Genomic DNA, 12,453 nt, shown 5'->3' on the forward strand with positions numbered 1-12,453 from the left:
TTCTTAGTCCTTTCTAGTTAGATGATAAGATATCCTTAGGTTTCATGCGGATAATGCCAATACTTGCAAGAATTGTTGAAACAAATGAAATCAGAAGTGCGATTCCACCAAGTTTTGCGACATCAGTTCCTGTTAATTTGATATCAAGGTCGTCGATTGCTTGAGTTGAAGAGGTTGCCATTGATACCATATTACCCATGTCGCCACGACCTCCGCCGTCACCAGGGGCACCAGATTTTTGACCAGAATCACTATTGTTGCTGTCAGAAGAATTAGTATCTTGACCAGGACCACCGCCATTTAGTCCTGAATTTTGGGTCGTTTGTTCGGTAGAAGTTGATGATGACAAGAGCTGATTACCGAGCACATTTCCCACAAAATTACCAGCAAATGAAGCAATAATAAGTGATACCACCGTTACCATGAAGAGTTCCATAAAGAATTGACCGATAATCTTAATGCGATTTTCACCGAGGCTCATCAGAACACCGATTTCATAACGACGTTCACGAATGCTAAGGATAACAATAAGTGTCAATATAACAGCGCCAGCGATCGCTACTAAGATAACGATGTTTTGAGCGATTGATGAAATATTGTTAAGTGGTGAAAGCATTTGTTCGTAGATTTCATCACTTGAAGTGACAGAGTAAGAATCAGTATCGATTTCAGATTCTACTTCGTCAACAAAGTTGTCCATATCTTCTGGATTTGAGAGAGTATAAACAGCTGAATCAAGTGTGTCTGTTTCACCTTTCATTGTATCTGCTGTTGTTAGATTGGTGTAGATATTGTTTTGAGGATTTGAAGCATTAGACATCATTTGAGCTGTAGTAGCTGTTGATGAATTCTCATAGATACCAACGACAGTCAATGTATAACTTGTTTCAGTATCATCTACGGTTGTTGTTACGGTAAAGGTATCTCCGACACTAAGGTCATTAGCGTCAGCTAAATCTGAAGAAATCACTGCAGAATTATCCGCAGTATCAGACGTGATACCAACACCGTCAGTGATTTCACTTGTGCCAGATGTAAAGTCACTCACGTAATCAGTGCTGTTGACACCTGTAATGGTAAAGTCACCAGATGTCATTTCCATATCGCCACGACTAGAAGGTTGATTGCTATCAGATGAATCATCTGAGGAAGATGAAGATGATGTCGAAATAGCAGAAATGTCATCACCAGCTGTTGCTGTCGTTGTTGTGGTAAAGAGATAGGAGGCTACGCCGTCTTTTTCAGCGATAGACTCGGCTGTCGCAAGGTCAACAGAAGTAGTTGCTGAACTATCGTCACTAGAATCATCAGAACTGCTGTCGCTGTCAGGATTGAAAGCTTTCATCATCGCTTCCCGATTAACAGATAAGGTGACTGTTGCGCCAGCTTCACTTTTTGCTGATTCGACAGCTGAATCGGCAGCATTTTTAATGGTCAATCCAGCTAAAACGAAAATTAAAATAGCACTAGTTACTAAAATTAGTAGTGCCGTACGTCCTTTCTTTGCTTTTGTCGCAAGCCAAGCTCGCTTAATAAAGTTCATATAAAACTCTCCTTTGAAATTTTGATACAAAAACGAGTATAGACAACCCGTCTTAATTTCAACTGAAAGAAAACTGAAACAAAGCTTAAATCGTTTTGTCACGTTTTAAACATAAAAAACATACGACAAAAGCGAACGTTTTAAAAATATGAAATAAAATAATTGACATAAAACGAACGGTGTTATAGAATAATAACGGAAAGGTAAGTTTTTACCTAGCGATGCTCTGCTATTTTCAAGCGTAGGAGAGTTATAGGAAGGTCATTTTTTAATGAAAGAGTTTCTAGCTACTAGGCAAACTCTACTATCAAAAAGTAACTTTCTTTTTAATTAAGCCAGTTTTGATAGGTTGGAATTACGGTAGCAGAAGCTATGGAGAAACTGATATGTATAACGAAATGCCTGTCTTTGATTACGAAGATATCCAACTGATTCCCAATAAATGTATCATCAGTAGTCGTTCGGAAGCTGACACGCAGGTGACACTTGGCGATTATACTTTTAAATTGCCTGTTATTCCTGCCAATATGCAGACCATTATTGATGAAAACATTGCAGAAGATTTGGCTAAGAATGGTTATTTTTACATTATGCACCGTTTTGATGAAGAGGCTCGTAAACCATTTGTTGAGCGTATGCACGAGCAAGGGTTAATTGCGTCTATTTCAGTAGGTGTTAAAGACTATGAGTACGATTTCGTCACAAGTTTAAAAGATGATGCGCCTGAATTTATCACAATTGACATTGCCCATGGACATTCTGATAGTGTGATTAATATGATTCAACACATCAAAAAAGAATTACCTAAAACCTTTGTCATTGCTGGTAATGTTGGAACGCCAGAGGCTGTTCGTGAGTTAGAAAATGCTGGCGCTGATGCCACGAAAGTTGGTATTGGTCCAGGGAAAGTTTGTATTACTAAAGTAAAAACTGGTTTTGGAACAGGTGGGTGGCAATTAGCTGCGCTTCGTTGGTGTGCAAAAGCTGCTCGTAAGCCGATTATTGCTGATGGGGGAATTCGTACGCACGGTGATATTGCCAAATCGATTCGCTTTGGTGCAACAATGGTTATGATTGGTTCATTATTTGCAGGGCATTTGGAAAGCCCAGGAAAATTGGTTGAAGTAGATGGTGAGCAGTATAAAGAATATTACGGTTCAGCTTCTGAATACCAAAAAGGTGAACATAAAAATGTCGAAGGAAAGAAAATCTTATTGCCAGTCAAAGGACATTTGAAAGATACCCTTGTTGAAATGCAAGAGGATCTTCAAAGTGCTATTTCTTATGCAGGTGGACGTGATTTGCACAGCTTAACACGTGTTGATTACGTCATCGTTAAAAATTCCATTTGGAATGGTGATTCGATTTAAGTTTGAAATAGATATAAAAGCCGCTCTTTTGGAGAGGCTTTCTTTGCATTTTAATGATAAAACTCTGAAAATACTTTGTTTAAGTCGACATCTGCCTCGGCTAGCACCTTTTCCTTAGAACGAACAGCAGTTCCTTGTTGGGCTCTGACAAGGTGGAAAGCGTCAAAATCATAATTTCTTGGCAAATGCCACGAATGTAGTTAGGAGCAATGTTCAGAGTTGTATAGTGGTCTTGGTTAGTGTAAATAGCATCGAACCGCTGCAAGAAGCCAAAGCACTTGGCAATCATCGGTCATTATCCCAACAGAGCCATTATCAGTGTATTTGAATGCTTTGCAAGCAATTACATATTGTCACTCTTTCATTCGTGAGGTCAGATTGAAATTATGCAAAGGTGACACATAACAATGCTTGTGATTGTTTTGCTAGAGCTAATTCAATATCAGTCAATGGAAGATTGTCAACTTGTTTTTTTCAAAATTCTTAATAATTTGTCTGGTTCAATATGTGGACTGTCTGTCGCATAAAGACTTAAAATTGTGAGGTCATCGTTTGAAAATTGGGCAGCATAATCATCATAATTTATTTAAATCAATTGAAATGATTGACAGTAGAGTCTTTTGGGTTAACGGTTTGTGGTTATTGATTTAGTTATTCATTCTATTTGTGACTTTATGGATTGGTGCTTAGCCTGATCACGCTCAACCTTTGGTGATATTTATTGTGCTGAGCATATTGTGGACTTTGTCTTATCGACTGCTTTATTATTTCTTGAGTGAGATTAATGTCCCAATACTACCTTACCTTCATCCTTATCGTATAATGTTAAATATCCTAACAGTTTATAGTGTCTTGATGGTAACAGCGCTCATTCAATCACCTTTAGGATTATTAGCTTCTTATAGTGTTAACGTTTTTTTCACTTAATAACATGTTAATGACTGTATTTTCAGAAAATTACTTCTTTTAATATAGGACTAATGTCATCTTGCCATATAACCGTTGAAAATGATACAATAGACGTGTCATTAGTTAGTGATGGTTAAAATTTAATAAAACTTATTTATGCTACGAATGGGCGTAGCGTTTCTACAAGGCACCGTAATGTCTAACAATAAGTCTTTGCTCAATGATAGTTGAGATGTTTTTGCATATAGTTGTGAAAATATGACCGAGTAACAAGAGGTGTTTACCATATGTGTAAACACCTCTTGTTTGCTTTTATATGTGCCCTTATGCTTAGTCACGTTTCATCATAAGTTATTATTTTTAGCCAATTCGCTTTTAAAAATTTTCAGAAGGAGAATCCATGAAATTATTGGAAAATCGCATCTTAAATGATGGGAATGTTTTAGGTGAGGACATCTTAAAAGTAGATAGTTTCCTAACTCACCAAGTTGACTATGAATTAATGCAGGAAATCGGCAAAGTCTTTGCTGATGCCTACAAAGATGCTGGTATTACTAAGGTTGTTACTATCGAAGCATCAGGTATTGCCCCAGCTCTCTACGCAGCGCAAGCGATGAACGTTCCGATGATTTTTGCTAAAAAAGCGAAAAATATCACGATGACTGAAGGTATTTTAACTGCAGAAGTTTATTCATTTACAAAACGTGTGACTAGCACTGTATCAATCGCAAGTAAATTCTTGTCAGAAGATGATACTGTTCTCATCGTTGATGATTTCTTAGCAAACGGACAAGCTGCTAAAGGACTTTTGGAAATCATTGGTCAAGCAGGAGCGAAAGTTGCTGGTATTGGGATTGTCATTGAAAAATCCTTCCAAACCGGTCGCCAATTATTGGAAGAAACTGGTGTTCCTGTAACATCATTAGCACGTATCAAAGAATTTAAAGATGGACAAGTTGTCTTTATGGAGGCAGATGCGTAAAATGGAAATGAACGAACAAAAACATTCACAAGCAGCGATTCTTGGTTTACAACACTTGCTTGCTATGTATGCTGGGTCAATTTTAGTGCCAATCATGATTGCTGGCGCACTTAATTATTCAGCTGAACAGTTGACTTATCTTATCTCAACAGACATTTTCATGTGTGGGGTTGCAACATTCTTACAACTTCAATTGCGCAAACACTTTGGTATTGGGCTTCCAGTTGTTCTTGGATGTGCTTTCCAATCAGTTGCTCCGCTTTCAATCATTGGCGCTAAACAAGGTTCAGGGTACATGTTTGGTGCTTTGATTGTGTCAGGAATTTACGTTATTTTGATTTCTGGTATTTTTTCAAAAATTGCCGATTTCTTTCCACCGGTTGTGACAGGTTCAGTTATCACAACAATTGGTTTAACATTGATTCCTGTTGCAATTGGAAATATGGGAAACAATGCTGATTCTCCAACGGCTCAATCAATGATTTTAGCCTTGATAACAATTGCTATCGTGCTTGCGGTTAATGTTTTTGCAAAAGGCTTTATCAAATCTATTGCGATTTTGATTGGCTTGATTGGTGGGACAATTATTGCAGCTTTCATGGGCTTGGTTGACACGTCAGTTGTTACTGAAGCACCGCTTGTTCACATTCCACAACCATTCTACTTCGGTGCACCAAAATTTGAAATCACATCGATTGTGATGATGTGTATCATTGCGACCGTTTCAATGGTTGAATCAACTGGTGTTTATCTTGCCTTGTCTGATTTGACTGGCGAAAAACTTGACAGTAAACGCCTCCGCAATGGTTACCGTGCAGAAGGTGCAGCTGTTTTACTCGGTGGTATTTTCAATACATTCCCATATACGGGATTTTCACAAAACGTTGGTTTGGTTCGTATTTCTGGTATTAAAACACGCCGTTCAATCTACTACACAGCCTTGTTCCTTATTATTCTTGGACTTCTTCCCAAATTCGGTGCTATGGCGCAAATGATTCCTAGCCCAGTTCTTGGTGGTGCTATGATTGTTCTTTTTGGTATGGTGGCTCTTCAAGGGATGCAAATGCTCAATCAAGTTGACTTCCAACATAACGAACACAACTTTATCATTGCAGCGGTGTCAATTGCTTGTGGTGTTGGTTTTGACGGAACAAATCTTTTTAATAGTCTACCAAGCACACTTCAAATGTTTTTGACAAATGGTATTGTTATCGCAACTTTGTTTGCTGTTGTTCTTAACTTGATTTTAAACGGTAAAACAAAAACAGAAGAAACAAAATAAACTAAAAAAGCATTTCTAAGGAATTCCCTTGGAAATGTTTTTTTGTATCTTATGAATAGAGTAATTGAAAATCTTGTTTAAGACCGCTGGTGATTGCAAAACGATTATCTTTGGTAATGATAATTCCTTCGATATTTGGGGTGCTTTGAATGGTCTCAAAAGCTTGCTTAATTGGCAGACCAAATAGACGTGTCGTCCATATTTCACAATCAACAGATAGGTCTGAAACAATTGTTAAACTCGCCATATCAGTTTCGATAGGATAACCTGTATGTCGGTCAAAAATATGATGATAATCCTTATCACCAACTTGTAGGTGTCGTTCGTAAATACCTGAAGTCACGACGGATTTATTTTTGATTGTTAAAATACCAAGATTGTTGCCACGTTGTTTTTGGGGATGTTGGATACCAATATGCCAAACACCATTTTCACGCTTGGGATTATCGCCATAAACAAGGACATTGCCACCAAGGTTAATCATGGCAGAACTAACATTTTCAGTTTTCAAATAATCCATGATTTTATCTGCAATGTAACCCTTGGCTAACGCACCAAGGTCAATTTTCATGCCCTTGTGATTAAGAAATACACTTTTTTCAGCTGCATTTAAAATGATGTGTTCTGGGTTTGCGAGTGCAATAGCTTTCTGAATGTTTTCCTTGTCAGGAACCTTGGTATCTTCGAAACCAATGCGCCAGCTTTGCACCAAAGGACCAATAGCAATATCAAGATTGCTAGGTTGTAAAAGACTATGCGTCTTACCAAGTTCGATAAGCTCAAACAAATCTGGATGAACAGTGACAGGAGCGATACCAGCATTATGATTAATAATCATTAGCTCAGAATCATTATCATTGGCGCTAAAGCGATTCTTATAAACGGTTAGAAGATGACAGGTTTCCTTGATGTGCTGTTGGGGAGTGTCAGAATCAACGACAATATCAATAATCGTTCCCATCATCTTTACGCTATGAGTAAGTTGCAAAATGTCACCTCCAAAATCAGTTTATGAAATTAGGATAACGCTTTCTATCACGAAAATCAAGCTCAAAAGTACAAAAAAACTTTCCTAATCGACATGACTAGGAAAGCAGTAAGTGTTTTAAAATTAACAAAGTTAGTTTTTCTTTTTCATTTCGCCATGTGGGTAGTAAGTTCCTTCTGGCATATCATTGATGAAAACGTGGATAGCTTCTTTTGGAGCTTTAGCAACACGTGAAACAACCTCAGTTACTTCGCGAGCAAGCTCAATTTTTTGTTCTTCAGTACGACCTTCGAATAAATCGATTTTTACGAATGGCATAAGAATCTCCTTTTATAATTTATCTAACACAAACATTGTAGCATATTTGGCGAATAAATTCAGTAACTTTCAGGAAAGAGAAGAAGCATTTTCAAAGGTAAATATTATTTAAAGAGTTTCAGAATATCAGAAAGAGCAAATGTGATTTTATGGTAAAATTTATTATAGGCTGCTTTTTTTGGTTTTCCTTTTCCATTTCACCGTTGTCCGAGCCTTCAAACTCTTTTTTAAACTTGGTTTTCGAAAAACAACTTTCATAATAATCTTAACCCTCGCTAGTTAGTTCAATAATAACTATGTATGGTATTTAGTCAATATCATTTCTGCCACTTTGAACCTAAAAAATCAACTTTTGTGTATTTTATTAATAGTAATGAATGATGAGCTAGAAAACAATACTTTTTAGCTTTTTTGCTGTAAACAAGTTTTTTCGTCCATTATAGCGATTTACTTCGTCTATTTAAGGGTTTGTAAGGTCTATTATGCTAAATGCTAGCTTCACTTATTTAACCCTAGGCAATTTTATGGTAGAATAGAAGAATATTAGTAGAAGGTAGGATTGTCACTTTTGGCTCAACTCTATTATAAATATGGAACCATGAATTCTGGAAAGACCATTGAGATTTTGAAAGTTGCTCATAACTATGAAGAACAAGGCAAACCAGTTGTTATTATGACTTCGGCACTTGATACGCGTGAAGGTTATGGTGTTGTTTCAAGTCGTATTGGCATGCGTCGCAAGGCGATTGCTATTACGGAAGAAATGGATATTTTTGCTTTTATTCAAGAATTACCAGAAAAACCGTACTGTGTTTTAATTGATGAATGTCAATTTTTAACGAAAAAGCATGTCTATGATTTGGCGCGTGTTGTTGATGATTTGGACGTCCCTGTGATGGCTTTTGGGTTAAAAAATGATTTTCAAAATGAATTGTTCGAAGGCTCCAAATATCTACTGTTATTAGCAGATAAAATTGATGAAATTAAAACCATTTGTCAATTTTGTTCTAAAAAAGCAACCATGGTTTTGCGAACTGAAAATGGCAAGCCTATTTACGAAGGAAATCAAATTCAAATCGGCGGAAACGAAACCTATATCCCCGTTTGCCGTAAACATTATTTTAACCCAATGATTTCCAAAGAAAAATAAGAAAATGAATTTGCAAAAGAGAGGTTAATCGAAAACAAATGAATATTTATGATCAGCTACAAGCGGTTGAGGACCGTTACGAAGAATTAGGCGAATTGCTATCTGACCCTGATGTCGTTAGTGATACCAAACGATTTATGGCTTTGTCTAAGGAAGAAGCGAGCACACGTGAAACCGTAACTGTTTACCGCGAATACAAACAAATTCTTCAAAACATCGAAGATGCTGAAGAAATGATTAAAGACGCTGGTGGCGATCCTGAACTTGAAGAAATGGCGAAAGAGGAACTCAAAGACTCAAAAGCATCTAAAGAAGAATACGAAGAAAAACTTAAAATTCTTCTTTTACCAAAAGATCCAAACGATGACAAAAACATCATCTTGGAAATCCGTGGTGCTGCTGGTGGTGACGAAGCTGCGCTCTTTGCTAGCGACCTTCTTCAAATGTATCAAAAATATGCTGAAAACCAAGGATGGAAATTCGATGTCATGGAAGCTTCTTACAACGGTGTTGGTGGTATCAAAGAGGTTGTTGTCATGGTATCTGGTCAATCTGTTTACTCTAAGTTGAAATACGAATCAGGTGCTCACCGTGTTCAACGTGTCCCTGTCACAGAAAGTCAAGGTCGTGTTCATACCTCGACAGCAACCGTCCTTGTCATGCCAGAGGTTGAAGAAGTCGAATACGAAATCGATCCAAAAGACTTGCGTGTGGATATTTACCACGCCTCAGGTGCTGGTGGACAAAACGTCAACAAAGTTGCGACAGCTGTTCGTATGGTTCACATTCCAACTGGTATTAAAGTCGAAATGCAAGAAGAACGTACGCAACAGAAAAACCGTGACAAAGCCATGAAAATTATTCGTGCGCGTGTTGCTGACCACTTTGCCCAAATTGCTCAAAATGAACAAGATGCTGAACGTAAATCAACAATCGGTACAGGTGACCGTTCAGAACGTATCCGTACTTATAATTTCCCACAAAACCGTGTCACAGACCACCGCATTGGTTTAACATTGCAAAAATTAGATACGATTTTGTCAGGAAAACTAGACGAAGTTATCGATGCTCTTATTCTTTTTGACCAAACTAAGAAATTAGAAGAGTTAAATCAATAATGAATTACGCTGAAACAATCAGCCAACTAGAAAAACAATTACAAGCAATCGGCGAGGACCCAGAAAATCTCACTTACGTTTTCCGTGAATTAAAAGGTTGGACCTTGCTCGACTTCATCTTACATCAGAACCAAGCTATCACTGAAAAAGACCAAATGTTACTCGAGCAAATCATGGTTCAGTTGACAGCACATCGATCACCTCAGTACATCACAGGGAAAGCCTATTTTCGCGATTTAGAGCTTTCAGTTGACGAGCGTGTTTTGATTCCACGACCTGAAACTGAGGAGCTGGTTGATTTGGTTTTAAAGGAAAATAGCAGAGCTGACTTGCGAGTTTTAGATATTGGTACAGGAAGCGGTGCGATTGCCATTTCGCTCAAGGCTGCGCGACCAAATTGGCAAGTAACCGCCTCTGACATTTCAGCAGACGCCCTACAATTAGCGAAAGAGAATGCCCTCAAAAATCAAGTAGAGCTGACCTTGATTCAATCTGATGTTTTTAGCCAAATTACAGAAAGATTTGATATGATTATTTCAAATCCGCCCTATATTGCTTATGACGATGAAGATGAAGTTGGCATTAATGTGCTCGCTTCAGAACCGCATTTAGCACTTTTTGCAGATGAAAACGGCTTTGCCATTTATCGTCAGATTATTGAGAATGCTAGTGAGCATTTGACCGAAAACGGAAAACTTTATTTTGAAATTGGTTATAAACAAGGAGAAGGTTTGCGTGCTTTGTTGAGCAAGCATTTTCCTGCTAAACGCGTTCGTGTCATTAAAGATATGTTCGGTAAAGATAGAATGGTCGTGATGGATAATGACTGATTTAGAAACAATTTTGCAAAATGGTGGAGCGGTGATTTTACCGACAGAAACCGTTTATGGGCTTTTTGCTCAAGCGATGAATGAGAATGCCGTTGAGCATGTTTACCAACTCAAACGTCGTCCTAAAGACAAGGCGATGAATCTCAACGTAGCTGATTTTGAGACAATTTTAGCTTTTTCAAAACAGCAACCAAGTTATCTCAAAAAGCTTTATGATGCTTTTTTACCTGGTCCGTTAACCATTATTTTACAAGCTAATGACCGCGTGCCAGCTTGGATCAATTCTGGCTTATCAACAATTGGTTTTAGAATTCCCAATCACCCACAAACCTTGAAATTGATTAAGAAAGCTGGCCCCTTAATTGGTCCGTCAGCTAACATTTCTGGACAAGAAAGTGGGAAAGTTTTCAAGGAAATTCAAAAACAGTTCGGTGGTACTGTGACTGGTTTTGCTGACGATGCTGCCTTAACAGGGGTTGACTCGACAATTTTGGATTTATCTGGAAAAACTGCTCGTATTTTACGTCAAGGTGCGATTACCAAAAACGACTTATTAACAGTTGTGCCTGATTTAACATTTACGAAAGAGTGATTTTTGGAAAATTCTTCTCATACTGATGCAGCTTTTACATCATCTTGGAGCTGCCAAACTTTTAAGGAATGTGACATGATCTTATCAAAAAGGAGATAAGGATATGATTTTTGACAAGGAAAACTACGAAACATTTGACAAAGAACTCTGGGAAGCAGTGCATGCTGAAGAAGTTCGTCAACAAAATAACATAGAACTCATTGCCTCTGAAAATGTTGTTTCAAAAGCTGTCATGGCAGCTCAAGGCACATTGTTAACCAATAAATACGCTGAAGGATACCCTGGCAAACGTTATTATGGCGGAACAGATTGTGTGGATATCGTTGAAAATTTAGCGATTGACCGTGCAAAAGAATTATTCGGAGCTAAATTTGCGAATGTCCAACCTCATTCAGGAAGTCAAGCTAATGCCGCAGCTTATATGGCTTTGATTCAACCTGGCGATACAGTCCTTGGAATGGATTTGGCTGCTGGTGGACATTTGACACACGGTGCTCCTGTTAGTTTTTCAGGGAAAACATACCACTTTATTTCTTACACGGTTGATCCTGTGACAGAACGCATTGATTATGATAAATTAGCCGAGCTAGCAGAAGAAGTGAAACCAAAATTGATTGTAGCGGGAGCATCAGCTTACTCACGTATTATTGATTTTCAACGTTTTCGTGCCATAGCAGATAGTGTCGGTGCTTATCTTATGGTGGATATGGCGCACATTGCAGGTCTTGTGGCATCAGGTCATCATCCAAGCCCAGTTCCTTATGCGCATATTACAACCACAACGACACATAAGACGCTTCGCGGTCCTCGTGGTGGATTGATTTTAACAAATGACGAAGCTCTCGCTAAAAAAATCAATTCTGCTGTTTTCCCTGGATTGCAAGGTGGACCATTGATGCATGTCATTGCAGGTAAAGCTGTCGCGCTCAAAGAAGCGTTGGACCCTGCTTTCAAAGAATATGGCGAAAATGTGATTAAAAATGCTGCCGCTATGGCTGATGTCTTTAATCAACACCCAAATTTCCGTGTGATTTCAGGCGGCACAGACAATCATGTCTTTCTTGTTGACGTGACAAAAGTCGTTGAAAATGGGAAAGTGGCGCAAAATGTCCTTGAGTCTGTTAACATCACGCTCAATAAAAATTCAATTCCATTTGAAACTTTATCACCGTTTAAAACATCAGGTATTCGTATCGGTTCACCAGCGATTACGAGCCGTGGCATGGGTGAAAAAGAATCGCGTGCTATTGCTGAATTGATTGTTAAGGCACTTGAAAATTATCAAAACGAAACTATTTTAGAGGAGGTTCGTCGCGAGGTTAAAGCATTGACAGATGCCTTCCCGCTTTATTAACGAACAGTTGAATATTA

11 protein-coding genes and 1 riboswitch are annotated in these 12,453 nt (G+C 38.1%); of the genes, 8 read left to right on the forward strand and 3 right to left on the reverse strand.

Features of this window, described 5'->3' with window-relative positions:
* Positions 1–13: 13 nt before the first annotated feature.
* The gene (locus E8M05_RS05170) at positions 14–1,543 is read right to left on the reverse strand and encodes an ABC transporter permease (RefSeq protein ID WP_003064625.1); all 1,530 of its coding nucleotides are present in this window, start codon (positions 1,541–1,543) and stop codon (positions 14–16) included.
* A gap of 386 nt (positions 1,544–1,929) precedes the next feature.
* Between E8M05_RS05170 and guaC the strand changes: the two genes are divergently transcribed.
* From guaC to E8M05_RS05195, 3 genes are all read left to right on the forward strand, one after another.
* Positions 1,930–2,913, forward strand: a complete 984-nt coding sequence (guaC, locus tag E8M05_RS05175) for a GMP reductase (protein ID WP_003064628.1) — start codon at positions 1,930–1,932, stop codon at positions 2,911–2,913.
* 1,039 nt (positions 2,914–3,952) lie between these two features.
* A riboswitch (purine riboswitch) is annotated at positions 3,953–4,048 on the forward strand.
* A gap of 174 nt (positions 4,049–4,222) precedes the next feature.
* Positions 4,223–4,804, forward strand: a complete 582-nt coding sequence (locus E8M05_RS05190; RefSeq protein ID WP_003064631.1) for a xanthine phosphoribosyltransferase — start codon at positions 4,223–4,225, stop codon at positions 4,802–4,804.
* On the forward strand, positions 4,797–6,086 hold the full coding sequence (locus E8M05_RS05195; RefSeq protein WP_003064633.1) for a nucleobase:cation symporter-2 family protein: 1,290 nt from the start codon (positions 4,797–4,799) through the stop codon (positions 6,084–6,086). The genes E8M05_RS05190 and E8M05_RS05195 overlap by 8 nt, the downstream gene beginning before the upstream one ends.
* Before the next feature lie 49 nt (positions 6,087–6,135).
* Here E8M05_RS05195 and E8M05_RS05200 read toward each other — a convergent pair whose 3' ends face one another.
* Positions 6,136–7,074 carry an FAD:protein FMN transferase gene (locus E8M05_RS05200; RefSeq protein WP_041974011.1) on the reverse strand — a complete coding sequence of 313 codons (939 nt, stop codon included), beginning with the start codon at positions 7,072–7,074 and terminating at the stop codon, positions 6,136–6,138.
* A 132-nt stretch (positions 7,075–7,206) separates the two neighbouring features.
* Complete coding sequence (locus tag E8M05_RS05205) at positions 7,207–7,392, reverse strand: 4-oxalocrotonate tautomerase (protein ID WP_002885057.1); 186 nt, start codon at positions 7,390–7,392, stop codon at positions 7,207–7,209.
* A gap of 568 nt (positions 7,393–7,960) precedes the next feature.
* On the opposite strand from E8M05_RS05205, the gene E8M05_RS05210 reads away from it, so the two are divergent.
* The 5 genes from E8M05_RS05210 to glyA all read left to right on the forward strand — a co-directional run bounded on the left by E8M05_RS05210 (position 7,961) and on the right by glyA (position 12,436).
* The gene (locus tag E8M05_RS05210) at positions 7,961–8,542 is read left to right on the forward strand and encodes a thymidine kinase (RefSeq protein WP_058692892.1); all 582 of its coding nucleotides are present in this window, start codon (positions 7,961–7,963) and stop codon (positions 8,540–8,542) included.
* 38 nt (positions 8,543–8,580) lie between these two features.
* Positions 8,581–9,660, forward strand: coding sequence for a peptide chain release factor 1 (prfA, locus tag E8M05_RS05215; protein ID WP_013851786.1), 1,080 nt, complete (start codon positions 8,581–8,583; stop codon positions 9,658–9,660).
* Positions 9,660–10,490 (forward strand): peptide chain release factor N(5)-glutamine methyltransferase, encoded by an 831-nt coding sequence (prmC, locus tag E8M05_RS05220; RefSeq protein WP_058692870.1) that lies wholly within the window; start codon positions 9,660–9,662, stop codon positions 10,488–10,490. The genes prfA and prmC overlap by 1 nt, the downstream gene beginning before the upstream one ends.
* A complete protein-coding gene (locus E8M05_RS05225; RefSeq protein ID WP_058692871.1) occupies positions 10,483–11,082 on the forward strand; it encodes an L-threonylcarbamoyladenylate synthase in 600 nt (199 codons plus the stop codon). The genes prmC and E8M05_RS05225 overlap by 8 nt, the downstream gene beginning before the upstream one ends.
* A gap of 103 nt (positions 11,083–11,185) precedes the next feature.
* Positions 11,186–12,436: a serine hydroxymethyltransferase gene (gene glyA / locus E8M05_RS05230; protein WP_058692872.1), complete on the forward strand. Its 1,251-nt coding sequence runs from the start codon at positions 11,186–11,188 to the stop codon at positions 12,434–12,436.
* Positions 12,437–12,453 lie beyond the last annotated feature (17 nt).

The organism is Streptococcus pasteurianus (genome assembly GCF_004843545.1).
Taxonomy (GTDB): Bacteria; Bacillota; Bacilli; order Lactobacillales; family Streptococcaceae; genus Streptococcus; species Streptococcus pasteurianus.